Raw genomic sequence first — 24623 nt, 5'->3', positions numbered from 1 at the left:
CTCGCAATCCATCCATCAAGACACAACCCCCATGAGGGAGGTTGAGATAACTGGTATGGATGTTTATCGAGACCGGGACACTATTCATATCCTCCTAGAGGAGGAGAACGCTACTGAGCCCCCTAAGCTTTTATATCTAGTTACTAAAGATGAAGGGAGAAGCTTTTCCAAACCCAAACCTATTCCCATGGAGTTTCCCCCGGTTTCTGGGCACCGTGGCAATGATCCCCAGATTGCTGCCAGTGGCAACCAACTCATTGCAGTATGGACTGGACGAGGCACTGGCTATGCCGGACGCGGCAAAATGGGAGTCGCATTATCTCTTGATGGAGGTCGTCATTGGTTTCCAGGAGGAAATCCAGCGGATGATATGGATGTGAATAGTGCTCATGGTTTTATGGACCTTGCTTATGATTCAGGAGGGAGATGTCACATTGTGTGGCTAGATGAACGAAATGGGGCAGTAGGCCTTCGTGCCGCCTATTCAGATGATGGAGGAAAAAACTGGTCAGCGAATCGAACGATTGATCCAAAAACCTGTACTTGTTGTCCTAATACCCTCCTTTCGTCCGGTCCTTGGCTTTTTGTTCTTTATCGAATGGACACCCCTCGGGATACAGCCCTCGCTCGATCTTCGGATCGAGGGGAGAGCTGGGAGCAATTAGGTTCGGTTGGTGACTTTCATTGGGAATTCCAGGGTTGCCCCCATTGGGGATCGGGGATGACATTATTGGGTTCAGGTAAGGAAATAAATCTTTTTGCTGCGGTTCAGACTGGAAAACTGGGGAGTAGAGGGCTATATGTCTTTCAAAGTAAAAACCTAGGGCGGAGTTGGTCTGTTTCTCGATTGCTTAGTAGCCGAGGCCGTTTTATCGATCTGGCTTCCTGTGGACATGCACTTTGCGCAGCTTGGGAGGAATCATTAGACAAATCCGCTCAAATCCTTGCTGCCTATTCTTTAGATGACGGCAGGTCTTGGACTACGCCACATAGGATGTCAGATAAGAACATCTGGGCTACCCATCCCCGGGTCGTCGCTACAAGAGATGGTTTTTTAATCCTCTGGACGGAAAAGAATGATTCCAGTCAGCTGTGTTGGAATATAGTTCGAATAAATATACAGTAGGCGAAATTCGTAAGAATTTTTACCTTACAAAGGGAAGGAATTTCTTTAAAGGATCTCATTGTCACAAATAATCCAAAAACTTATCTTTTATGACCTAAGCCTTAATCCATAGGCTATGAAGCCTTGGTTGCGAAACATCAAATAGGCATTTTAGAATAAGGACTAAATGTCAAGTGCTAAACAGTTTCTGAATCGCAGAAGTCGATTCCCAGCTAATACCAATTTAGGAGAGGAATTAGTAGTGAAGTAACGATGCATCCCTACTAGAATTTTTTCTTCTTCCCTACCTTGCCAAGGGACACTCCATTCAGAAGCCGCCAGACTTGGATGGAATAGCTTATAGTATAAAACAAGAAAAATATTTAATCTTCATTTCTTCGATATAAAGATTGTCCTCCTTTATTTTCCAAGACTGAGAATATAGTAAAAATATAAGTAATTTTCTGTGGAATAAATCTTTGTTTTTTTACCCCGAATTAATGGGAAGGGGTACTTTCATGAAATACCTCTCTCTTTTATTGCCTATGGATAAGGAAGGTTTGGTTTTAAGTCGTGAAAATTTTCTTTTAGAAAGGATTCATAATGAAAAGACTTTTTGTTGCTCTTACTTCTCTTTGGCTTTGTGTAACTTTTACTTTTTTGTTTTCAAGTTTTTCTTTAGCTCAGCTCAATTCAAACAACAATTCAGAAGCCAGCGAAACAAACCAGGGATTACATTCTCCAGATGGAAATGCTCCTAATGATATTCCTATCGTAAAAACATCAAGTATAAGAAAATCGAGCACTCAGGCAGATCCGCCCCCAACGACAACGATTTCTGAGGTCAATGTGTATGCTAAGCCTGAATTGAATATGCAACCAACATCTTCTGATATCGATTCAGTCTATGGCATTCCTATGAATGTTATGGATACACCAAGAACGGTAACTCCTGTAAATAAAACATTGATGTATGCCAGTGGAGTCAATGCTCTGGGTGGGATGATGAATCCTATGGCGCTATTGACCGTTAATCCGACCACATTTGGATCTGTGATGGATTTCATGACAGATGCTCCGTATATACTTGGAACTCAGGCTGTTCCGTATGTAAATGGGATCGAACTTTCGCTCACAAACATTATGATGGGCAATGCGGGTCTACCCTGGAATTGGAATATGATTGAATCCTTTGATCTCCTGGAAGGACCGGCCAATGCGGTCTTCGGACAAACACAAGGCTCAAATGGTACTATCAACTATGTGACAAAACAGCCCTATTTCGATAAGTTCAGGGGGTATGTCTATGACACCACTGGCATGTATGAAAATTACATTTGGGGATTGGACGTCGGCGGTCCTATCAATGATAAATTAGCTTATCGGTTTAGCTATATGGGAACCGAAAGTGGAAGTTGGTGGCAATATGTACATAATAACGAACAGGATTTTTATGCGGCCCTAAGTGCCAAACCTATAGAGAATTATACAGCAGATTGGTATTTTAACATGGAATTTGCGGATGCTTCTCCTCTTGGTTATTCTGGAATGAATCGGCCTTCCAATGAGCTTTTTCAGAATGGATTGTATTATACAGGATTTCTTCCACCTTCTCAGATCAATAGTTTTCCCCCTACTTTTCCTAATGGGATGCCTATTCCTTATAACCAATTTCCTGGGGTTGGTCTTGAGCCGGTCAACCGTAGAGCGATGCTTATTCCACCTAATGCATCACAAACTGGTTATCAAGGGATGACACAGTTGATTCAAAGAGCTCATATTGCAGAAGGATTCGATATCGTAAACAACACATTAGTCTGGTACACTCGCCATAGAGCTATTCAGCCTTCTTATTTTTATGATGAAGTAGTAATGGGAGATTATGAAGTTGATAATCGAACAGAGATCAGGTTACAGTTCGATACCCCGGTAGGCGGTGGGTCTGGAAGAAAGACTCATTGGGGCAAAAAAGAAGAAAAAGAGCCAGAAGAGGGTCTTTCTTTTTCTCATTATGTAGATACAGGCTTTGAATGGCATTACCAGAGGAATGTCGATTACGTTTCAACTAGTTTTCTTAACATTCCCAATGAGTTTGATATAATGAATGAAAATCCTTTGCTTTGGGATGCAAGACTCACTCCTGCGTGGCAGGCTTTAGTGGCTCAACAAGTCGAAGTGCCTGTACCTGGCATGCCTGGTTATTATTATGAGCCTGGAAATGGAATCACTGGCACAACTGATAGTCAATACTGGGCATTTGCTCCTTTCATGCAATGGAATATTCAATTTCATCCAAAGGTGAGTCTGTTAGCTGGCGCTCGGGCAACAACCTATATTGTCGATGCGGTGACTCCCCCTGGAACTCCTGCAGATCAGTTTGCCCAATTCAGGACAACCTCTTTAGCCCCACTATTTAATATCAGCCCAGTCTATAGACCATTCCCCTGGATGACCGCCTATTTTAATTTTAACTGGCTTTATTCTACAGCTGCAGCAGACATGGGTGGATTTGCTCCCGTCTTTACAGAGAATAATATGCGTCTTCTAGACCAGTATATGGAAGGAGGATTAAAATTTAATCTTTTTCATAATAAGCTCTATCTGACTGCAGCAGGTATTCGAATTCGTTTAGAGGAAGGCTATGTTGCATTGCCTCCTGTAGATACTCATATGACGGCTTTTCGATTTAACTTGAATTACCAGCCAACGAGGCATTTCTGGGCAAGAGCTGGCTTTGCTTATATGCGGGGCACTTCTAATTTTAATAATCTTCCTTTTGGCCCTCCTGAAACACAATCCTATTCAACAGGTTATGCTTTCAGACATAATCTTCCTTTAGATGACGCTGGGATGTTTGGATTTGGTTATGCTCCTGGAATATGGCCTTGGGCTGCTTTTCCGGAAGTTGTTGCCAATGCAATGGTCAGTTATAAATTTGATAATGGATTTGGGATAACAATTAGCGGAACATGGATGGATGCTACCCCTATTTTTTGGAATTACACAGCCTGGATTCCTGCACAAGACTACGCAAATATTCAGCTTTTTTATTCGAGCAAAAATTGGGAACTTAATCTCTATTTCTGGAATTTTTTCAACAGTCACTATTGGATTCCTTATGCTGCAGCGGCTGGAGTTTCTCCAGATAGTGGATCAAACTCGGACTGGGTAGTACCAGGACAAGCCTTCTGGATACAAGCAACGGTTGCTTATAAATTTTAGTATGATTACGAATAGGAATTTTTATTTTCAAAGAGCGAGGGATACACAATTGTTCCAAAGAACGTATTCAAACCTGCTTACGAATGACCCGAATTTATTCTTTTCACCTTTGTTTTTGTCCAGAAGAGTCTGCGACAGCCAAGTACGGTTCTTTGTACAGTTGACCAGCATGATGTGGGGGATGGTAGCAGGTGATCCGCAGCCGCTCCTACTCCTCGCAAGTACAAGGAAAACTATCCATCTAGGAACGGTTCATCTCTAATGGGTTTTCAATCGGAAAATTTCTCCAAAAGAATCGTCCTTGCCCCGTTCTGCGGTGTCTAAGGAAAAATATCCGGATATCCATTCTTTGTATAAGGCTGCATTCGAGAACGATAGTATGCGTGATTCTCTTAGCTGCAATACAGAAACACAAATCTGCCCTCGATGCGGTTCTTTTGATAGACATAACTTTGCTTTGGAAAGAGCCAGAGAGTTGTAGCTAAGATTAGTCTTCTCTTGATGGGACATCTCACCGACGCCAAAAGAAGGTTTACTCCTGAAGAGCATCGGTCCAGTGTTGAACACTCTCAAACGCACGAGGAGATGGAAGTTGTGCTTAGAAGGGGCAACTCCCATTCTCGATGATGATTGTTGCAATGTGTTGGCGCTCCTTAAAGAGCAAATTTACTCTAGCAATCATTAATAAGTGACCTTTATTTATCACTTGCTGAAGATAAATTGCAATTGAACTATTATTTAGGGTGATTCACAAACTTTCATTTCTATAAAAAGAAGTAGGTAGCTCATGTTTATGTTATTATACTTAAGCCTTAGAAAGCGAGTATATCTCTAAAAAAGAAAAAAGGTAGTTGTTGCAGGATTAATAATCTAATGGTGAAAGCTCCTTCGAGCTTTTAAGTGGTTAAGAAAACCATGTTTTATGGAAAGATGGAAGAACTTGAGATGTCTTCAAAAGAAACATTAATCTGGTAAAGTGAGAAAATGAATTATACATAGCGCTTATCTTTGCACGAAATTAAGGAAAGCTTTTTCCTATAGAGAAGGTAAGTTTTTATCCAATCCATTGGAAGCCATAAATTTTTCTGCTATTCCAAGAAGTACAGAGATACTAAAGGTTTTGTAGCATAACAAGAAATGGATTGTTAAAGAATGGAGAGAGAATTGACAAAACGCGAGGAAGAAATTCTTGAGAAGCTTAGGGCCATTTTTCTCTCAGGAGGCAAACAATTACAGCCTTATTGGAAGAGCGAAGAAGAATTGATCCTTTATGATAAAGTTTTTGGAGAAAGAATTCGGTGGAAATGGCAGAGTGTTTTAAATGAGCTTTCTTTACTTGGTTGGATCCCACCACAAAGCCATTTGGTTGACTGGGGGTGTGGGACTGGAATAGCTGCAAGAAGTTTTTGTAGTTGGGCAATAGCGAATAATTTTAAGGTGTTATCTTCTTATTTTTGGGATTATTCTCCTTTAGCTATTAAATATGCACAATCCGTTTTTTCCAAAGAATTTCCAAATATTCACAGAAAAGAATTGAAGAAATCACAGCTTCCTGAACAATTTATTCTTTTGCTCAGTCATGTACTTGGAGAACTAACAGAGGAGGCTTTCGAAGAAATCCTCTCCTTAGCTAAAAATGCTTTAGCCATTCTATGGGTAGAACCTGCAAAAAAAGATTATTCCCAAAAGCTTATTCATTTCCGTGAAATCTTAAGAAAGAAGTTTTGGGTGATTGCTCCATGTCTGCATCAACAAAGATGCCAGTTACTTGAACAAGAAAAAAATTGGTGTCATTTTTTTGCTTCTGTTCCCCGAGAAATCTTTCAGAGTTCATTTTGGAGCTATACTCAAAACCTTTTAGGCATAGACTTGCATTCTCTTGCTTATTCTTATCTGGTATTGGAATCCAATACCAACACCACCACCAACAATTCTCAAAAGGAACATAACAATCTTTTTAGAATTATTGGCACAGTGCGTGCCTATAAAGGTTATAGTATTCTAGATTGTTGTTATGATTCAGGAGAACTGAAGACAAAGAGATATCTGCACCGTTATAATCCCTGGTTATCCAAAAGAATGAAAAAGGGAGTAGAAGCCTCTACCCTTGCAAAGGATATTGCAGAAAATCCTTCGAGAAGTATCCTTTTGGGGAGAGATCATAGGGTGAGCAATTAGAATTTATAGGATAAGGTACCCTCAACCCAGAATGGCCAGCCAGGGAAAATAGTATCAAGATTAAGGGTTCTGACTTGTGTAAAGCCAAAACCATTTGGAAGCCAGTAATGCTCATTTGTAAAATTGTAGAAAGCGGTTCTTATTTCCCAGTTTTTATTGGAATAAAACAGTTGGGCATTAGGAACAAATTCAGTTGGGATTCTTACTTGATGCTCATATCCTAGATACATGTCGCTCATCAATAGGGCTCCAAAGCTAATCCCTAGTCCGTTTCTAAATTGATAAGTCGCCATCCCTGAAACCACCTGCTCAGGCCATGCAATTAGTGCATACTTGCCGGGAGGAAAACTCCCAGAATTATCCAAAGGAAGTCCAAGAAGATTAGCGAGAGTTGTTGAATAGGTTTGAGCTAGGGGAGGGCCAGTGGGAAGTCCACTCCAGTTTTCAACTCCGTTCATGAAAAGATAGTTGAGTTTGAGCCAAAAATGGCTTGAGGGCTGATATTGCAAGCTTGTCTCAAATCCTTTGATGTTAACTGGTGTGGGGGGCAGTCCAAAATTAAAGAGGTAAGTGTTTTCCATAAACAGATCTGCAGTAAGGAAAAGTTGATTTTCTATAAGATTAAATTTTGCGCCTAATTCTTCTAACTCGTTTAAAAGATGAAAAGCCGAAGGACCGAATAATGGAGAATAGCCCCCTCCGCCTGCAACCACTGTGGTTTGTTGCCAATTGAAATTAAAATACAAGTTCAACCATGGGTATGGTTTCCAATAAGGGCTTATATTGATTTGTGGAGCTAGTTGGGTTGTATCCAGACTTTCGAACAAAAAAGAGGGGGTGCCAGGAGGTGTTTCAGAAGAAACCACATAGAGATTCATCCTGGCTCCAAGGATGAGCGAAAGGGTTTTTGTTAAATGGATGTTGTCTTGCCAGAAGGGAGAAATTCTCTCATACCGGGTGAGATTGCTGCCAGTTGCTCCATTCAATGGCTCAAAATAAAGGGGGTATGGGCCGGTTGGGACAAGCCACTCACCACCTCCAGGACCAGCAGGGTTTGCGATTAAAGCCTGAAAATTTCCTGAAAATATAGCATTTCTTTGGTAGGGGTTTTCAAAAACACTCCAGCCGTTAGGGACCACAAAACTAAAAGAGTCATAGGCTAGAACGTATTGATAACGGCTTTCTAGCCCTGTATCCACAAAATGACTTATAGGATCTTTGAAGCCAGCCGTTTCGAAATTCCAGCGCAGTTCAGTGCGGTTGTCAATCTCGAAGTTGCCAATCCAAGCCTCGTTGAAGAAAAATTCATCTTCGCTTGATACATGCGACTGGTACCAAAAGAAGGTGTTGTTAACAATCTGAAGATTATCAGTAGCCTGAAATTTCTGGATCCATTGCGCCATGGCTGTCTGTGCTCTCCCTAGATCACCTGGATATTTGACATTTGCTCTTCTGCTAATTGGTAGGGGCGTTCCTAGGTAACTTGAAGCTGGAGGATTATTGACTGTCCCTGTATTGACTTCGGAGGGGGGAAGAAAGCCTGGATAGTACAGATCGTTCTCAATCAAGGAGGCTGTCGGTCGGTTTAAGAGGACATCTTCTAGCATGTAGCTATAGGTTCCAAAATCGAGGTATAAATCAGACTGGTAATTTTCAGTGGGTCGGTAGCCCAAAGCCAAATAAAAATTTTGCTGTTGATCCTTTATCAGATCATAATAACTGCCACTCTCAATTCCCATATAGCTAAAACGATATCCAAGCTTGTTATTAGTTCCGGTAATCGGACCACCAATATCTGCCCCCCACATGTATTGACGATACATTCCGGTGGTATCCCATACATTGCCTCTGAACCTGTCGAAATAAGGCTGCTTTGTAATATAATTGACGTAGCCATTGGAAGGCTGAGTAGAACCAAAAACGGCTCCTGGAGGCCCTTCGACCAGATCGATCGATTCCACCATATTCAGGTTCCATGGAACATCTTGCAGAGGCATATTCACGGTTTCTTCCATGCCGTTGATGAATGTCAGCCCAGTAGTTCCGCGAATATCTGGAGCTGAAGTGCAGCCCGTTTGAGAGGGATCGACCATGGCTGCAGGGTTAATGTAGGTAAAACTGAGAGGATCGAGTTTTCCCCAAGACCCAATCCCCGCAGTCTTCATGAGGGTTTGTGAGATAGGACTGACTGCCCTTGGGGTATCAAGTACTGGCAGAGGAGTGGCATAACAAGAATTGGATTCTGGAAGGAAAACTTGAGAAAGTTGGCTCGCGCTCACTGTCACTTCAGGAAGGGAAGTCAAGGGTTGATCATAAGTTTCTGACTGAGGGGATGCGGCCACGCGAGTTGTATGGGGAGTTAGAAAGAACAAAGTAAGAAATCCAAAATAATAGAGAAGAGGGCCATGGCCAGAAAACATATTTGATAATGGATTATCATTATCAGATTTTATGTCAACTACAAAAACTGTACAAAGATCTTGGGAGCTGCAGAAATTGTAATTGAAGGAATATGTCAGTGGGCTCAAAATTATTTTGAAAACCTTAGATATTAAAGTAGAATCAATTGCATTGGAAGGGTCTGTAGCTCAACGGCAGAGCAGGGGACTCATAATCCCTTGGTTACAGGTTCGAATCCTGTCAGACCCAAAGACAACTTAAATTTTCTTATTGACCTTTATCCTCCCGTACCGTTAAACTTCGATTCGCTTCCTTCCTGTAGGATTTCTCCTATAACAAATATGCCTTCCTACCAGATTCTTTTCCTTGGAATTAACTACTGGCCTGAAAAAACGGGCATAAGCCTTTTCAATACCGGACGTTGTGAATATTTTGCAGCCAGAGGCTACAAAGTTTCCATTCTTACCGCTTTCCCTTATTATCCTTTATGGAAAATATCTGCCGAATATCGGAGAAAGTTTTTTCAATCGGAAGGCCGTAATGGGGTTGCTATTTTCCGTTCTTTTATTTACGTCCCAAGAAAAGTAACAACTTTAAGGAGAATTGTCCATGAAGGCTCTTTTATTTTTTCCTCCTTCCTAAGAGCCCTTTTCCTAAGAAAACCAGATCTGCTTTTTGTTGTTTCTCCGCCACTTGGCTTGGGAGGCACTGCTTTTCTTCTAAGTCGATTGTGGAAAATCCCTTATATCTTTCATGTGCCAGATCTACAGCCAGATGCTGCGAGGGATCTTAGAATGATCAAATCCAGTATTTTTTTCGATATTCTCTATAAATTGGAAAAATTTTCCTATGATAAAGCAGCGAAAATTTCGACTTTAACTAGAACCATGCGGGCGAAGATCCTTTCTAAGGGTATACCAGCTGAGAAGGTCGTTCTTCTCCCTGATTGGGCTGATCCAGATCTATTTTTATTGCCTAACAAAAAACAGGCGCTGGATTTTAAGAAAAAATATGGATTAGAAAATAAGATTCTTGTAGCCCATACAGGGAATATGGGGGTTAAGCAGGGATTGGATATTGTTATTGAAGCCGCAGCGGATTTAAAAGAAAAAAAAGAGATCGTTTTTCTTTTGGTCGGAGATGGAGCTGATAGATATCGACTGGAAGAGAAGGCAAAAAAAATGGATCTTCCAAATCTACAGTTCATTTCTTTGCTTCCTAAAGAGGAGTATTTCTCGTTACTTTCTGCTGTAGATCTCTGCCTGGTTACGCAAAAAAAGGAAGTAGGAGATATTGTTTTCCCTTCGAAGGTTATGACGTATCTAGCTGCCTCCAAACCAGTTGTCTGTTCGGTCAATAAGAATAGTGAAGTGGCAAAGGTAATTGAAGAGGCTCAAGCAGGAGTGGTTGTACCTGCTGAAGATCCTAAGGAGATGGCGAAGGCTCTCAGAACTCTTGCTATGGATAAGGACACTCGGAATCGACTAGGGGAAAATGGCAGAGAATATGCTTTTAACACCTGGGAAAAAGGAAAGGTGCTCGAAGCTATGGAAAAGGTTGTGTGGGAGGTTTTGAGAAAACAACAAGAACACCAAGGAGTTTTACAATGAAAAAAGCGCTGGTTGCAGGGGCTGGTGGTTTTATTGGGCATCATCTTGTGAATTTTTTAAAAGAGAAAGGCTATTGGGTCAGGGGAGTTGATATCAAAGAGCCGGAATACGAAAAAAGTAGAAGCGATGAGTTTTATCTTCTGGATTTGAGATATTGGGGGAATTGTCTAGAAGCAACTAAAGGGGTTGATGAGGTCTATCAGCTGGCAGCCGATATGGGAGGGATAGGTTATATTTCTGGCAACCATGCGGAAATTGCTAAAAATAATATCCTTATCAATACCCATATGTTGGAGGCTTCCTACCAAAATGGAGTAAAACGGTATTTCTATTCCTCTTCTGCCTGCATTTACCCTTCATACAGACAGCAATCGGTCGATGTGATTCCCTTGAAAGAAGAGGATGCCATGCCTGCAGATCCCGAAGAAGGCTATGGTTGGGAAAAACTTTTTGCTGAGAAACTCTGTCAGTATTATCAAGAAGATAAAGGGATTGAAACAAGAATTGCTCGCTTTCATAATGTTTATGGACCACTTGGAACCTATAAAGGGGGAAGGGAAAAGGCTCCAGCTGCAATATGTAGAAAAATAGCACTGGCTGAGGATTCTTCAGAAATAGAAGTCTGGGGTGATGGCAAACAAACCCGGTCTTTTCTCTATATTCAAGATTGTGTCGAAGGAATATATTTGATCACTCAGTCTGATTATCCTAAGCCCTTAAATTTAGGTTCGGAAGAGCTTGTAACGATTGATCAACTCGTGGAGATGACAGCAAAAGTGGCGAATAAAAATATCCGAATTAGACACAATTTATCAAAACCCCAAGGGGTAAGGGGTAGGAACAGTGATAATAGCAAACTTTACAAGATAACTGGTTGGAGACCTAAATTTCCCCTTCTAGAAGGACTCAAGCTGACCTATCCTTGGATTGCTGAACGTGTCGCTAGGGAAAGAAATATGCAGGGGTGTCAATAACCATGGTTGTCAAAAAGTTGGCTCCATCTAGCCGCTGATCTTTCTTCGCTATGCTCTCAAAAGGCTGCCTCAGTGGGCAAAAGAGGCAATGAAGAAGACTAGATCTAAGGTTCAACGACTAGAGTGGTTGAGGTGCTAATTTCAGGATAGTTAGCTAAAATCGAATCTATCCAATAAGTTCCTGGTTGAAGTGGTTGGTCTAGTTCTTCTATGGCGACAACTTCGCTGTAAGTAAGGGTGTCATTTGGATTTAAAATAGTTGTTCCGACCATAGGAAGGAATTCTTTATCTTCGGACCATACATAAATGATCTCGTTGCTGGCATTTCTGATTCTAAAATCGAATCTCTGAGAATCTGGAAACTTAAAGGTGTAGGTTCTTCGCCCGCTATTGAAAATGGTAAGAACGACTCGAAGGGAAGGTGTCGTAAGACTGTCTTTGAGTGAAGAAAGAGAGAGCCGGTTAGGCTCAACTTTGAGTGTGGACTGAATTTTATGGAAATTTATCTGATTGGCCTTGTCGATTCTTTTGGGATCAGCAAAGGGGATTATAGACCAATGTTTTCTTGGAGTCTGAAGAATGTCTGGGTGGGTGTTTTTGCTAGGGCTGATATCAATACCATAGGAGACCGAGCTGAATAGGAAGAAGATCAAGATCCACTGAGGCTTCATGGTATGCTTTTTCTTCATTGTTTTGCTATTGTGTATGATTTATGAAAATTAAGAAAAAATCTCTTTACTGGAATTTGTTTTGAGGAGTAAAGAGAAGTTGCATTAGCCAATAATTAATAAATATCTCTTGGAAATAGTGAAAAGATTTTTTTCTCTCTTATGCTTATTGTTAAATCTCCTCTTTTTGGCATCTCTCTTTTTTGCTTATTCTTTAATCCGCAAAGGATTCACAGCAAGAAGTACCCCCCCAGCCCTAGAAAAGATCATTGCTACAACCGCTCTTAGCCTTTCTATTCCTCAATCTGTCAAAGAGATGAAAAATCCCATCCCTTATTCTCAAGCCGTCTTAGATGAAGCTAGAGATCACTTCGCGGATCATTGTGCCTTATGTCATGGAAATAACGGGAGTGGAGAGACTCCAGTAGGACAAAATCTTTATCCTAAGCCTACCGATCTGAGGTCGAAAGAGGCACAGAAAAAGTCCGATGGTGAAATTTACTACATCATTCATAATGGAATTCGATGGACTGGAATGCCTGCTTGGGGAGAGGCAAAAGAACCGGATGAAGATAGTTGGAAGCTTGTTCATTTTATACGACATTTACCATATTTAACAAAAGAAGAAGAAGAGAAGATGAAGAAAATGAATCCTATTAGTCCTCATGAAATTCAGGAAGAAAAAGAAGAAGAAAAATTTCTTGAAGAAGATAATTCTTTGGGGAATGCTTCTAAAGAGCAGCAAGAACAATAACATAGAAAACGGAGAAGAAAAGATGAAACAATTTCAATGGATTACCATTTTTTCATTTTTCATCATGATTTTTGCGATGCCTACTGTCTATGCCCATGGAAATTTGGAACATATTATGGGCACCGTTACAAGTATTTCTGACAACTCACTTGTCATCGAAACCAAAAAAGGGGAAACGAAGACGGTAGAAATAAACTCTTCGACTCAATATGTTTTTAAAGGAAATCCATCTTCTTTGGAAAATTTAAAAAAAGGAATGCGGGTTGTAGTGCATGCGAAGAAAAGCGGGGATAAACTCGAAGCCAAGGAAGTAAAATTTGGTACACCGGCAAAAAAACACTCTCCTTCCACTCAACCGTGATTTTCTATTCTCAAATAAGCGGTCCGTTTGGAATAAAGTCTCAGCGATTCTCTACAAAGGAAAAATCGAAAACAAATGTGTCGCAGCAAACCCTTAGGCTTAATTTACCAAATCAACTCTCTTTAGCCCGCATAGGAATGTGTGGGCTTTTCGTGGCTGATCTCAGCATCGATTGGCCCTTTCAGGCCACCACAGCCTTGATCATATTTCTTCTGGCAAGCCTTACGGATCTTTTGGATGGATGGATTGCTAGAAACTACAACTTGGTTAGTGAACTAGGCAAATTGTTGGATCCTTTGGCTGATAAGATATTGATCAGTGCCGCTCTTCTATCTCTGCTGCAGTTTAATTACGCCCCTTTATGGGCTGTAATCACGATGATTGCAAGAGAATTTTTAATCACAGGGCTGCGCACCTTAGTGGCAATTCATGGAAAAGTGATGGGGGCGGATATGGGGGGAAAACAAAAGACAATATCCCAGATGGTTTTTATCATTGCTTGTTTTGTTTCACTTAGCTTAAAAGAGACCAAAATAAAAACTGGAATTTTCGATTATATTTTAGAAAATACGCTCTATCCAATGATGTTGTTGACAGTGGCTATTACGATTATTTCTGGAACGAATTACTTTTACCGTCATTGGGAATTAATCCACAAGGAGCCTAGAAATAAGTGTGAATGAGTCCTTCTTAAAAAAACCACTTTTTACTATTGCAGCAGAATCTTCCCCAAGCTATGCCTTTAAAGATTGGCGGATAGTCGTTGAAGCGTTGGGTCAAGGCAAACAATGCCTGCTCTTTAGAAAAGGAGGTATCCAAGAAAAAGAGTTTCAATTGAAAGCTCCTACCTTTTGGCTGCTGCCTACCTCCTATCATGAAGATCTGCTACAGATTAAGCCACAATACAGGACTCTGCTTGCTGGAGAAGAAGGGGCAAAGGATCGAGTCGTTCTTAAATATATTGCAACAGTCTATCACTCTTTGTTTCTCACCGATTGGGAAAAAGTACGTTGCCTCTCTGCCTTTCATGTTTGGGAAGAAGAAATTCTGAAAAAACGATTTGATTATGGCAAAAAGCGTGGGCTTTCTTTGCTCATCGTAAGAGTGTATAGAACTCGTAGCCCTTTTACGATTGCATGGGATGAGAAAGCGATGGGTGGTTGTCGATCCTGGATTAAAATGACTATCCCTTCTGAAAATTTAGAAAAGGAAGCGGTAATAGATGAGGAAAAATTTTGTGAAATGCAAAAAAGCATTTTATTTAGAATTAATGGGGTATGATTAAAAGAGCTTTGGTGATTCTTGCTCCAGGCTTTGAAGAAATAGAGGCAGTTGTGCCCATTGATTTGTTGAGAAGAGCTAAAATTGAAGTGGTCGTAGCGGGCATATTGCCTGGAGTCATTACGGGTTCTAGAAAAATCAGAATAATACCTGATTATGATCTGGGAGATGTTTTAGAAGAACATTTTGATTGCATTATTTTGCCTGGAGGAGCTGAAGGAGCTGAAAATTTGAAAAAAGATATACGAATAAAGGAGCTCCTCGAAAGGCAGATTTTAAAAGGGGGATGGGTTGCAGCAATTTGTGCGGCTCCAGGTTGTCTTATCAACTTCGGTCTTTTTCTTTCAAACAAATTTACCTGCCATCCGTCAATTAAAGCAGAAATACCTCTTTCCAGACTCGAAGAGAATAGCTCTGTTGTGGTTGATGGTAATTTGATCACCGGGCGAGCGGCTGGCAGTGCCATAGAGTTTTCCTTTGAAATCATTCGTCAGTTAGTTGGAGAAGAAGCGGTTAAGGAGGTTAATCGTTCTTTTCTTTCGAACCTACCAATGCTTGGTTCGATACGAAAAGAATAAAAAGGAAAGAAAAAGAATCGCTATTGAATAGAAGACAATCAGTGGCATTGGGAGAAAAGTTATGTTTACTGATCATTATTGTATACTAGCTAGTATGTCTGATTTTCTGGGGATTCATTGGAGTCCAATGAAAGTAATCGGTTGGATAGGGAATATCCTTTTTTTTTCTCGTTTTGTGATTCAATGGATCGCTACTGAAAAGAAAAAAGCTGTAGTTGTTCCTCTTGCCTTTTGGTATTGCAGCCTTTTAGGCTCTTTATTGCTCTTAATTTATGCATTTTATAGATGGGACTCGGTGTTTATTTTTGCTTATCTTTTTAGTTGGATCCCTTACTCAAGAAACCTTTATTTTGCTCATAAAGAAAGGGCAAACGCAAAGAATGAGTTTTCAACTTGCCTGAAGCGCTGAATTACAATTCTAGATCCTTCCCCACAAAAATACTTGACATCTCGCAAGGGTTAATAGTCTCTGGCTTGATACCACTTCAGATGTTCGTAGAAGGTTTTCCTGCTACTTAATCTAGAAAATATCATCGGATCCTCGCATTCTCTACGATTTTATTGGCTGGCAGCATGAAGCTGTTCTAATGTCATCGTTCCCTTGTAAGCTTCAGCTTCTTCTTCCACTCCAAAGTTCGAGGCAATTAACGAATCAATCTTATCAAGTTCTTCTTTGGTTAATGGAGGACAGTCAGGAGCCTGAGCAAATTCTTTGAGCTGGGTGCTATTGTAAATATTAGGCAAACAGCTCAGCACCTTTTTTTCATTAAGGATCCATTGCAGGGCAGCTTGCCCTAAAGAACGATTCGGCAGGACCAGAAACTGTAGGGTTGCTATTTTTTTTAAACCGTTTTGAAGCCAGTGTTTTGGTCGAAAACGTCTATGATCGGTCTGAGAAAATTTTGTTTGAGGGGTATAGTGGCCTTCGAGCATGCCACTGGCATGAGGAACGCGGATAAGATAACGAGTTTGATCCCATGCAGCTTTGCTCATAAGCTCTTTCCCTGGGTAAGATTCAAGGATATTGTAAATGTGTTGGACGATGTGTGGCTTTCGTAAGCGAATGGATTCCAGTCCTTCATAGAGCCAACCAATGGCTGGTCCAAGAGCCACACCATAAGAGCGTATTGTGCCTTCCTTAAGCTGATCTTCCAGGAACTGCCAGATAGCATCATCTTTGACATGAGCTAAACGGATATTATGTAGTTGAAGATTGTCAATGTAATCGCGCTTTAGTCGTTTGAGTGATCGGTGAAGAGCTTCTTTTAAGAAAGGAACGGAAAAATCTTGAGGCAGTTCCTGTTGAGCCGAACGATCGACCTCGTTATAGAAATTGTAGCCTATCTTCGTAGCAATAACTACATCCTTGGAATTAGGGAAGGCTTTGGCTAGAATTTCTTCTCCATATCCATGACCATACACATCGGCGGTATCAAAAAAGTTGATTCCTAAATCGTATGCTTCTTTAAGAAGCCTGATAGCTTCTGCTTCGGTGTAGGTTCCCCACCATCCGGTAGTCAAAGTCCATAATCCAAAACCGATTACAGATGCCTCGATTTCTGTTCCTGGAAGATGTCTGTATTTCATATAAAAAATATATCAAGGCCATGGTAAAGAATGAAGAAAAATCGATCTAATGATTTTCTAGAAGCATTTCGAAGTCATAGACAATGCTCTTAAAAACAGAATTAAGCATGGAATTTAGCTTCGCGTAGTAGGTCATGAGAAATATTAATAATATTTTCTACTTGGCCCCTCTTTTTAGATTGATCTATTCCTTTCCAAACGGATCGGAATGGAAATCCCTAAGAAGGTTCTTCCCATAGAGCAAAATAGAATCAAAACCCAGACAAACTAAAGTTAGTCATCTTTGTACCTTCAGATTACATTCATCCCAATATTCAAAAACAAAGACAAATCATGAGGAAGGTCGCAAGAATGCTTGCTAGTATTAGTTCTTTGCGGCATACAAGTCAAAATCTTATTGGAAATCTTTTTCTAAGAACGATTCTTTTTCTTTCCCTTTCTTCAACACTTCTGAGCCAAACGTTAAACTCTCCTAACTATGAGAATCCTCCCCTCCTACCAGAAATTCTAGTTGAGTCAGCTGCTCCTTTTTCTGATGTTTTACCTACTGACAGTTCTTCGGTCTATGGGCTCGATCTTAAAGTGGTAGATACTCCAAGACAAATCACTCCAATCAACCAGACTCTTATTCGCTCTTCTGGTATGGCTGCCCAAGGCTATATCGATCCACTGAGTACCGCTTTTTTGATTCCTGGAGCGATTAGCGAAAATAGTGGAGCACTGATGGCTGCCCCTTCAGTCCGTGGCATGGCGGCACAACCATACATCAATGGTATTCAATTCACGGCTCTTCAATCGGGTATGCCACTGACACCTTTTAATTGGAATATGGTGGAGTCAGAAGACATTACCGAAGGCCCAGCTAATGCGGTGTTTGGTCAGCAACAACCTGCTGGCGGGACAGTCAACTATATAACAAAGCAGCCTTACTTTGATCAGTTTCGTGGACAAATCTGGGACACTACAGGTATGTATGAAAATTACATGTGGGGAGTCGATATGGGTGGTCCAATCGATAAAGCTCATAAGAGCGCCTACAGGTTGAGCTACATGGGTATTGAAAATGGGAGCTACTATCAGCCGAATGTGCATAATGACCAACAAAATATTTATCTAGCTCTAGGAGCTAGGCCTTCTGAAACCTACGCAGTAGACTTTTTTTCCGATTTTGGAACCTATGATTTTACTCCAATGATGGCCTGGATGAATAGACCGACTTCAGCTCTTATCCAGAATGGGTTTTACAATACGGGTGCTTTGCCTTTATCCCAGATTCAGATTGGAACAGTTAATAATCCAGGTTTTGCTACCTATGCTGGACCTTTGGAGCCCATCAGTCGGCGATTGGTTGCCAATAATCCAGAAACGGAAGGAAGAGCATACACAGGGTTTGTACAGCTCGTCCAGAGGCTCAAACTCGGAGAAAATATTCAGCTTCGTAACAATACCTTTGCCTACTATGGGCGCAATGCCGTCGTGGTTCCCTCTGCTTATTATACCGAAGTGGCTATGGGAGACTATGAGATTGATAACCGTACTGAGCTGATTGCTCAATTCTCAACTCCAATGAGTCTGCAAAATAAAAATCATTCCCATGAAGGTGGATTTTTCGGTCAACTACTTCTCAAACACCAGATTGATGCTGGAGTCGAATGGGGATTTGAACATAATCTCGACTATGAATCCCAACTTTATTTTGGGAGCGCGAATGCCTGGGACATTCTCCGTACTAACCCTTTAAGCTGGAACCTTACTCAAACCGCCTTTTTTCAGTCCCTGATAGGTAATCCGATTGCTCCTGGGGGTGGGGAATGGCCGATTCCTGGAATGTCTGGTGTCTACTTTGAACCATTGAATGGGAGTGCAGGCACTACCGATAGCAACTACTGGACAGTGGCGCCTTTCTATCAGCATTATTTAGAGATTACTGATAGGTTATCAGTCCTCTTTGGCGCTCGAGCTACTACTTATTTCATTTCGAGTCAGACTCCACCAGGGACTCCGCCTGAACTTTTTATCAAAGCCCAAACCATTCAGGAACTTCCAATGATCAATGCGAGTGTCAGCTACAAGGTATTTCCATGGTGGACCGTCTATTTTAGCTATAACTTTCTGTATGTTGCCAATGTGGGAGCGGTTGGAGGGTTTAATGTTTATCCAACTGGCTTGCCTTCCAGTTCATTTAATCTTCAAGAGCAACTTTTTGAAGGTGGCTTTAAATGGAGTATCCTGCATGATAAGCTCTATGCATCAATGGCAGGATTTTCTCAGCAAATCCCCCTTTTTAACTTTGTCAATGCCCCACCCACTCTCTCCAATGTCACAGGCTTGGAGCTTAATTTTACCTATCAGCCTACCAATCACATTTGGATGCGTGCAGGCTATTTTTTTGCTCAGGGAATAGAAGATTGGTCAGGTTTGCCGTTTGGTCCTCCCATGTCACAAACTTATTCTACCGCCCTTGCCTTTCGAGCTAACCTCCCCATCAATAATAACGAAAGTTTTCCTCCTGGTAATTATCCATTTATTGGTTGGCCGGAGCAGGTGATTAACGCGATGGTGACCTATCAGACGGATTTGGGGCTTGGACTAACCCTTGGAGGGCTTGTAATGAGCCCACAATTTCTTGGATATAACTACTCAACAGCGATTCCTTGGCAGTTTCTACTTAACGCAAGAATTTTTTATTCTCACCCTAAATGGGAAGCTTCCCTTTGGATCTATAACCTAACCAACGAACATTATTGGCTTCCCTATGCCATTGGCTCTATGCCTGATCGAACTAATGACTATGGGGGAATCGTCCCAGGCTTGCCTTTTTGGGTTCAAGGGACTTTTGCTTGGAAATTTTAATACCTAAAATCTATAAATTTATTAATAATTAATTCATCCAATAGCGCAAGAAACCCAGGTGTTCAGGCCGTGGGGGGATAGCGCGGCGGCGTGAGCCGCCCCTGTTCCTGCCTCTCCCTCTCCTTTCTCCAATGCTATCTTGGTCCACGAATATCCATACTCCTCCATCCGTTGTATCAAGGTAGAGAATCGGTGATGGATGCCTTGTATCAGACCCGTTGCGGTCTGAATGTTGAAACTGCCACTGACCCGAATGACGACACGATCCAGATAAGTACCATCCTTCTTACCCGTCGGAACTACAACCCTCGCGATTTCCCCCTGTCCGAAAACCAAAAGCCACCTTCCGCTGCACGAGATAGCCTCTGGAGAGACCATACTAGTCGTGCCGGCTGCATTGATAGCTTCCTTGTCCTGACGCCTTGATCTCCAAAAGCCCCCGGTTCCATCCTTCGATGGATTCAACCTCCTCAACGCCTGCCGCCTCAAGACAGTGAGCCTTCGGAATCGAGAGCCTGCTGCGATTCCACTTCGTTCTTCCGACCCTTCCAGGCTTGATCGGCAGCCTCGTCTCTTTCAAGCGATGGAAGAGAGCCCACCAGAGGCCGCTTTCTTGTGTCCAACATGAAAACTTGTGAGCTTTCGCTCCCTTTGCCGGCTTTTGCCAGTAATGGAGCTGAGTAGGTGTTCCCTACTTGATCCCCTTGGGAATGTGCGCGACTGGTTATCCGCGTATGTAGGAGAAGGTTCCCTTCGGTGCTTTGCCTTTTGCCTGCATGATCCCCTCCTTCCAGGGTCCGGGACTAAGGAAGCACCCTGGAGTGGGTCTTGTCTTGCCTATCACTCACGTTTGCATTGCCACTGCTCCGCAACTTACGCTGGTCAACCTGATTTGTAGTTGCCGACAAGTATCTTTCGTTGAGAGAGGGGTTGTTGACATGTTTAGCTACACGATCATCCTTCTAGCTAAGGATGAAAAAAAAATTTAAATATTAAACTTAAGAAAAGAAAATTAAAAAATCGGCGCTAGAATACCCATTTCATTTAGGTAATTGGGGTGAAAGTGCCCCACTTAAGTATTTCGGCTATATGTCTTGACATTCCACAATGTATATATAATATGTGACATTCAATATAGGAGCAAGATCAAGTCCGCATCGTGTCTTCACCGGTGATGAGCGCAGAATGTCTAGCTGGTGTCTGGAAACGGCTGGCACCATAAGCCGAATGGACGAAATTGGTGATGCACGAAAGGTGGGAGGTGGCGTTAATATTCACCCACTGGCCAGGTGGTGGCGTATCCAACACGCATCACGTATTTGTGACCCACCGCTCTGAGAGGGTAGGCTGCCGGGATGAATAATCGGCAGCTGGAAAGTAGTAGTAACCTGGACACGGGCCAAAGTTATCTAGCTGAAGCATGGCCTCAAGCACCGTTGCCGTTGGTTCGTCGACGGGTCCCTAAAGGGGATGCCAACAAGCCGTGTCGTGTATATTAGTTAGAAGCTCACCCGATTTATCTGGTTGAGAATGACCCTGAATATTTTGATTGAGAATGATACATTTTAACAATATTCTTTGTTAAAAAAAAATGATGTGAGGGGTCGATTATTTGTTATTAAGTAGTGTTATCTTGTATATATTGCATCATGATTGTTAAAAGACCAACACTTAGTTTTATCGAAAAAACCTATTTACCTGGTATTCTTCAAGGTTTAGGAATTACTTTAAAACATTTTTGGGATAGAGTAAGGGGAAAGACAAAAATCACTCTTGAATATCCTGAAGAAAAACCGCAGCTTCCTGAGGGATTAAGGGGAGCTCCGCTGTTAGTAAAAGATGAAGAGGGGAGAGAAAAATGCGTAAGCTGTCAATTTTGTGAATTTATCTGTCCTCCAAGAGCTATTCGAATCATCCCAGGAGAAATCCCACTCGAAGATAAATATGCAAAGGTAGAAAAAGCACCTAAAGAATTTTTTATAGACATGACTAGATGTATTTATTGCGGACTGTGTGAAGAGGTCTGTCCAGAAGAAGCTATTTTTCTGCTTCCTAAAATCTATTCTTTATCTGGTTATAGCAGAAAAGAGCTTATCCACGACAAAAAGACATTGTATGAGCTAGGAGGCATTTATGCTCGACCCATTAAAAAATGGGAGAAAAAATGAAAAAATATTATGGGGCTTTTCTTTTGGAATCAGCCGAAGTGTTTTTTAGTTGATTTTTATTTTTTAGTTTTTAGGATTTTCAATCCTTTTTATTATCGAACTTGATCATGGAGAATTTCTTTTTTTGGACCTTTGTTCTTACAATGATTGGCAGTGGGATTGGAGTCATTGCCAACAAAAATCCTGTGGCATCCGCCATGAACCTTGTCTTAATGATTATCTGTATTGCTGGGCTTTTTGTGCTGCTCGGTGCTTATTTTTTGGCAGCCGTACAAGTGTTGGTTTATGCTGGAGCTGTCATGGTGCTCTTTTTGTTTATTATCATGCTTTTAGACTTAAAAGCTGAACAACTAGCTAACTTTAGGATGCTGGGTATTGTTGGAGGGCTCCTGACTGTCTTATTGCTTGGGATTGGGTTTTTTCTGGCTGGAAAGAATATAACTTCTTTAGTAGGCAAAACGGACAAAGTGATTCAAAACAGCAGTATAAAGGCCTTGGGAGAACTACTTTTTGGCAACTATGCTCTGGCCTTTGAAGCTGTTGGAGTTCTGCTTTTGATTTCAATGATTGGAGTGATCATTTTGAGCAAAAAAGACTTGGATTGAAATGAGAAAAAACTCTCTTTGTGATAGAATCAATCGGCTGCAAGAGGTATTACAGAAAAGCTAATGATAGGATACGAAAACATTTAAGAAGGTCGTTTGTTTTTTTATTACGATTAGTTCATTAACCATAGTGGGATAGAAAAGAAGATGCAAATAGGTTTAACTCATTATTTGACGGCTAGCGGTATCCTTTTTGCGATTGGCATTGCAGGGATAATCTTAAGGAGGGATATGATTATTATCTATATGTGTTTGGAGATCATGCTAAATGCTGCAAATCTAGCTCTTGTTGCTTTTAGTCGATATAATTCTAATCTTTCAGGACAAGTGCTGGTTTTTTTTGTGATTACGGTAGCCGCTGCTGAAGTTGCTGTAGGCCTTGCCTTAATTGTTGCCCTCTTTCGTGTCAAACATTCTACTAAAGCCGAAGATATCACTTTGTTGAAGTTTTAGAAGTCCTATTGGAAAAAATGAATACCTCCTCGTTATTAGCTTGGGTCTTATTACTTTCTCCATTGTTATCAGCTTTTATGATATGGGCGTTTTTAAAGCCTTTCCCTTTTTTAAGTCAGATAGTTTCTGTGGGGGCTTGTGCAATTAGTTTTCTTATTGCCATAGGAGTTGCTCTGGGTTCGATTCATGAACCGGTAGCCATAAATTGGATAGACATTGGTGGACTTACTATTCAGCTAGGGATGGTTTTCGATTCACTTTCGAAAGTCATGCTACTAGTCGTAACTGGAGTTGGGCTCATGATTCATATTTATTCGATGGGCTACATGGGAGAAGATCCCGGCAGAAGTCGTTTTTTTGCTGAACTTTCTCTTTTTATGCTCTCGATGCTTGGTATCGTTGTGGCAACCAACTTTATCATGATGTATATATTTTGGGAGCTTGTTGGAGTCAGTTCCTATCTTTTAATTGGTTTTTGGTTTGAAAAACCTTCTGCAGCTTCTGCGGCTACCAAGGCTTTTCTAGCTAACCGAATAGGGGATTTTGGCTTTCTGTTAGGCATTATCATGTTTTGGACCTTCACAGGTAGCTTGATGTTTGATCCTTCCCTTTCTTCCTATTTCAAGGGACATCCCTTAGTGACAATAATGGGACTTTTGCTTTTTTGTGGTTGCGTCGGCAAGTCAGCTCAGATTCCTCTTCATGTGTGGCTTCCAGATGCTATGGAAGGCCCTACGCCTGTTTCTGCCTTAATCCATGCGGCAACTATGGTTGCTGCAGGTGTCTATATGCTTTGTAGGATTTTCTTTGTGTTAGAACAATCGGAACAGGCGCTAGAAGTTATTGCATGGACAGGAGGGATTACGGCTCTGGTGGCTGCGCTAACTGCTACGCAGCAAGATGACATAAAGAGAATTTTAGCTTATTCTACCATGTCACAGCTAGGCTATATGGTCATGGCCGTAGGTTCTTCTGCGACTATAGCTGCTATGTTCCATCTTTGTACACATGCTTTTTTTAAGGCCCTTTTATTCCTCGGTGCCGGATCTATCTTGCATGTTTTGCATCATGAGCAGGACATTTGGAAGATGGGTGGATTATGGAAAAAAATGCCGGTGACCTTTGTTACCTTTCTTATTGGGACCTGTGCACTCGCAGGCATTCCTGGTTTTTCTGGCTTTTTTAGCAAAGATACGATCCTTGAGATGGTTGGTGAAAAAAACAAAATGCTCTTTTGGCTTGGTTTGTTTACGGCTGGGCTTACCGCTTTTTATATGACAAGGTTGTTTGTCGTTACTTTTTTGGGCACTCCTAAGTCGGAAGTTGCTGAACATGCCCATGAGTCACCTTCTGTTATGGGGTTGCCGATGATCGTTCTTTCTTTCTTTGCTTTGGTTGGGGGATATTCTGTGGTAGGGATTGAGAAAGCCCTTGGGACTGCCCATGAAGCTATGTCGGAGGCAGCGAAACTCAATGTGATGATTTTGTCAGTACTTGTGGGGCTTACTGGTGTGGGGATAGGAGCTTTTGCTTATTGGAAGAAACAAAAAGAAATCGTCATCTTCCCATTGTTTAAAAATAAGTTTTATTTTGACGAACTGTATGATTTGACTCTACTGAAACTCCAACAACTTCTAGCGGGAATTTTTGCATGGCTGGATGAATGGATCATTGGCTTTGGGATTGTTAGAGGCTCGGCTTTTTTGGTAAGTGTTGGAGGAGAACTTTTAAGGGTTTTTCAAACCGGCAATATCCGCAGTTATGCTTTTATTTTTGGCGCTGGAGCTGCAGCCATATTAGTCTTTTTTCTAATCAGAAGTTAAGCC

General features: G+C 41.4%; 20 protein-coding genes and 1 tRNA gene. 17 read left to right on the top strand and 4 right to left on the bottom strand.

All coding sequences use genetic code 11. The features are described 5' to 3' along the window. Positions 1-55: 55 nt before the first annotated feature. From QOL44_RS10525 to QOL44_RS10515, 3 genes are all read left to right on the top strand, one after another. Positions 56-1126 (top strand): sialidase family protein, encoded by a 1071-nt coding sequence (locus QOL44_RS10525; protein ID WP_228343288.1) that lies wholly within the window; start codon positions 56-58, stop codon positions 1124-1126. Positions 1127-1708: 582 nt separating this feature from the next. Next, a complete protein-coding gene (locus QOL44_RS10520) occupies positions 1709-4327 on the top strand; it encodes a TonB-dependent receptor (RefSeq protein WP_009061651.1) in 2619 nt (872 codons plus the stop codon). Positions 4328-5479: 1152 nt separating this feature from the next. Then, positions 5480-6505: a small ribosomal subunit Rsm22 family protein gene (locus QOL44_RS10515; RefSeq protein WP_009061646.1), complete on the top strand. Its 1026-nt coding sequence runs from the start codon at positions 5480-5482 to the stop codon at positions 6503-6505. Here QOL44_RS10515 and QOL44_RS10510 read toward each other — a convergent pair. Continuing rightward, a complete protein-coding gene (locus tag QOL44_RS10510; protein WP_009061644.1) occupies positions 6502-8925 on the bottom strand; it encodes a TonB-dependent receptor in 2424 nt (807 codons plus the stop codon). The genes QOL44_RS10515 and QOL44_RS10510 overlap by 4 nt on opposite strands. A gap of 157 nt (positions 8926-9082) precedes the next feature. On the opposite strand from QOL44_RS10510, the gene QOL44_RS10505 reads away from it, so the two are divergent. The 3 genes from QOL44_RS10505 to QOL44_RS10495 all read left to right on the top strand — a co-directional run bounded on the left by QOL44_RS10505 (position 9083) and on the right by QOL44_RS10495 (position 11489). Continuing rightward, positions 9083-9154, top strand: a tRNA-Ile gene (locus tag QOL44_RS10505). Further along, positions 9124-10515 carry a glycosyltransferase family 4 protein gene (locus tag QOL44_RS10500; RefSeq protein WP_009061643.1) on the top strand — a complete coding sequence of 464 codons (1392 nt, stop codon included), beginning with the start codon at positions 9124-9126 and terminating at the stop codon, positions 10513-10515. The genes QOL44_RS10505 and QOL44_RS10500 overlap by 31 nt, the downstream gene beginning before the upstream one ends. Then, entirely contained in the window at positions 10512-11489 is a 978-nt protein-coding gene (locus QOL44_RS10495) for an NAD-dependent epimerase/dehydratase family protein (protein WP_009061641.1), read from the top strand. Before QOL44_RS10500 ends, QOL44_RS10495 begins: the two co-directional genes overlap by 4 nt. A gap of 104 nt (positions 11490-11593) precedes the next feature. Here QOL44_RS10495 and QOL44_RS10490 read toward each other — a convergent pair whose 3' ends face one another. Then, on the bottom strand, positions 11594-12160 hold the full coding sequence (locus QOL44_RS10490; protein WP_045086466.1) for a BsuPI-related putative proteinase inhibitor: 567 nt from the start codon (positions 12158-12160) through the stop codon (positions 11594-11596). 136 nt (positions 12161-12296) lie between these two features. On the opposite strand from QOL44_RS10490, the gene QOL44_RS10485 reads away from it, so the two are divergent. The 6 genes from QOL44_RS10485 to QOL44_RS10460 all read left to right on the top strand — a co-directional run bounded on the left by QOL44_RS10485 (position 12297) and on the right by QOL44_RS10460 (position 15540). After that, on the top strand, positions 12297-12911 hold the full coding sequence (locus QOL44_RS10485) for a c-type cytochrome (protein ID WP_009061638.1): 615 nt from the start codon (positions 12297-12299) through the stop codon (positions 12909-12911). A 22-nt stretch (positions 12912-12933) separates the two neighbouring features. Then, positions 12934-13272 (top strand): DUF5666 domain-containing protein, encoded by a 339-nt coding sequence (locus QOL44_RS10480; RefSeq protein WP_009061636.1) that lies wholly within the window; start codon positions 12934-12936, stop codon positions 13270-13272. A gap of 77 nt (positions 13273-13349) precedes the next feature. Then, positions 13350-13955, top strand: a complete 606-nt coding sequence (pgsA, locus tag QOL44_RS10475) for a CDP-diacylglycerol--glycerol-3-phosphate 3-phosphatidyltransferase (protein ID WP_244235734.1) — start codon at positions 13350-13352, stop codon at positions 13953-13955. After that, on the top strand, positions 13948-14553 hold the full coding sequence (locus QOL44_RS10470) for a DUF1802 family protein (RefSeq protein ID WP_009061631.1): 606 nt from the start codon (positions 13948-13950) through the stop codon (positions 14551-14553). Before pgsA ends, QOL44_RS10470 begins: the two co-directional genes overlap by 8 nt. Then, positions 14550-15131, top strand: coding sequence for a DJ-1 family glyoxalase III (locus tag QOL44_RS10465; RefSeq protein ID WP_009061630.1), 582 nt, complete (start codon positions 14550-14552; stop codon positions 15129-15131). Before QOL44_RS10470 ends, QOL44_RS10465 begins: the two co-directional genes overlap by 4 nt. A 61-nt stretch (positions 15132-15192) precedes the next feature. Further along, positions 15193-15540: a lipid-A-disaccharide synthase N-terminal domain-containing protein gene (locus QOL44_RS10460; RefSeq protein ID WP_009061629.1), complete on the top strand. Its 348-nt coding sequence runs from the start codon at positions 15193-15195 to the stop codon at positions 15538-15540. 149 nt (positions 15541-15689) lie between these two features. Here the strand turns inward: QOL44_RS10460 and QOL44_RS10455 are convergent, their stop codons facing one another. Next, complete coding sequence (locus QOL44_RS10455; protein WP_009061628.1) at positions 15690-16718, bottom strand: aldo/keto reductase; 1029 nt, start codon at positions 16716-16718, stop codon at positions 15690-15692. A 333-nt stretch (positions 16719-17051) separates the two neighbouring features. Between QOL44_RS10455 and QOL44_RS10450 the strand changes: the two genes are divergently transcribed. Further along, positions 17052-19571, top strand: coding sequence for a TonB-dependent receptor (locus QOL44_RS10450; RefSeq protein WP_009061627.1), 2520 nt, complete (start codon positions 17052-17054; stop codon positions 19569-19571). A gap of 379 nt (positions 19572-19950) precedes the next feature. Here QOL44_RS10450 and QOL44_RS10445 read toward each other — a convergent pair whose 3' ends face one another. Then, complete coding sequence (locus tag QOL44_RS10445) at positions 19951-20151, bottom strand: hypothetical protein (RefSeq protein WP_153300120.1); 201 nt, start codon at positions 20149-20151, stop codon at positions 19951-19953. Between the two features lie 1069 nt (positions 20152-21220). Here QOL44_RS10445 and QOL44_RS10440 point away from each other — a divergent pair. The 4 genes from QOL44_RS10440 (at position 21221) to nuoL (ending at position 24620) form a co-directional block, all read left to right on the top strand. Continuing rightward, positions 21221-21739: a NuoI/complex I 23 kDa subunit family protein gene (locus tag QOL44_RS10440; RefSeq protein ID WP_009061624.1), complete on the top strand. Its 519-nt coding sequence runs from the start codon at positions 21221-21223 to the stop codon at positions 21737-21739. A gap of 107 nt (positions 21740-21846) precedes the next feature. Continuing rightward, complete coding sequence (locus QOL44_RS10435) at positions 21847-22344, top strand: NADH-quinone oxidoreductase subunit J (protein WP_009061623.1); 498 nt, start codon at positions 21847-21849, stop codon at positions 22342-22344. A 147-nt stretch (positions 22345-22491) separates the two neighbouring features. Beyond that, the gene (gene nuoK, locus QOL44_RS10430) at positions 22492-22797 is read left to right on the top strand and encodes an NADH-quinone oxidoreductase subunit NuoK (RefSeq protein WP_009061622.1); all 306 of its coding nucleotides are present in this window, start codon (positions 22492-22494) and stop codon (positions 22795-22797) included. Between the two features lie 17 nt (positions 22798-22814). Further along, the gene (gene nuoL / locus QOL44_RS10425; RefSeq protein ID WP_009061621.1) at positions 22815-24620 is read left to right on the top strand and encodes an NADH-quinone oxidoreductase subunit L; all 1806 of its coding nucleotides are present in this window, start codon (positions 22815-22817) and stop codon (positions 24618-24620) included. Positions 24621-24623 lie beyond the last annotated feature (3 nt).

This window comes from Candidatus Methylacidiphilum fumarolicum, assembly GCF_949774925.1.
Lineage (GTDB): Bacteria > Verrucomicrobiota > Verrucomicrobiia > Methylacidiphilales > Methylacidiphilaceae > Methylacidiphilum > Methylacidiphilum fumarolicum.
This window is presented reverse-complemented; position numbering and strand designations above follow the sequence as displayed.

Coding starts and splice junctions, on each gene's coding strand:
- QOL44_RS10495 (WP_009061641.1), top strand. CDS start 10,512: ATGAAAAAAGCGCTGGTTGCAGGGGCTGGTGGTTTTATTGGGCATCAT.
- nuoK (WP_009061622.1), top strand. CDS start 22,492: ATGCAAATAGGTTTAACTCATTATTTGACGGCTAGCGGTATCCTTTTT.
- QOL44_RS10490 (WP_045086466.1), bottom strand. CDS start 12,160: ATGAAGCCTCAGTGGATCTTGATCTTCTTCCTATTCAGCTCGGTCTCC.
- QOL44_RS10450 (WP_009061627.1), top strand. CDS start 17,052: ATGAGGAAGGTCGCAAGAATGCTTGCTAGTATTAGTTCTTTGCGGCAT.
- nuoL (WP_009061621.1), top strand. CDS start 22,815: ATGAATACCTCCTCGTTATTAGCTTGGGTCTTATTACTTTCTCCATTG.
- QOL44_RS10515 (WP_009061646.1), top strand. CDS start 5,480: ATGGAGAGAGAATTGACAAAACGCGAGGAAGAAATTCTTGAGAAGCTT.
- QOL44_RS10455 (WP_009061628.1), bottom strand. CDS start 16,718: ATGAAATACAGACATCTTCCAGGAACAGAAATCGAGGCATCTGTAATC.
- QOL44_RS10440 (WP_009061624.1), top strand. CDS start 21,221: ATGATTGTTAAAAGACCAACACTTAGTTTTATCGAAAAAACCTATTTA.
- QOL44_RS10525 (WP_228343288.1), top strand. CDS start 56: ATGGATGTTTATCGAGACCGGGACACTATTCATATCCTCCTAGAGGAG.
- QOL44_RS10460 (WP_009061629.1), top strand. CDS start 15,193: ATGTTTACTGATCATTATTGTATACTAGCTAGTATGTCTGATTTTCTG.
- QOL44_RS10465 (WP_009061630.1), top strand. CDS start 14,550: ATGATTAAAAGAGCTTTGGTGATTCTTGCTCCAGGCTTTGAAGAAATA.
- QOL44_RS10435 (WP_009061623.1), top strand. CDS start 21,847: ATGGAGAATTTCTTTTTTTGGACCTTTGTTCTTACAATGATTGGCAGT.
- QOL44_RS10510 (WP_009061644.1), bottom strand. CDS start 8,925: ATGTTTTCTGGCCATGGCCCTCTTCTCTATTATTTTGGATTTCTTACT.
- QOL44_RS10480 (WP_009061636.1), top strand. CDS start 12,934: ATGAAACAATTTCAATGGATTACCATTTTTTCATTTTTCATCATGATT.
- QOL44_RS10520 (WP_009061651.1), top strand. CDS start 1,709: ATGAAAAGACTTTTTGTTGCTCTTACTTCTCTTTGGCTTTGTGTAACT.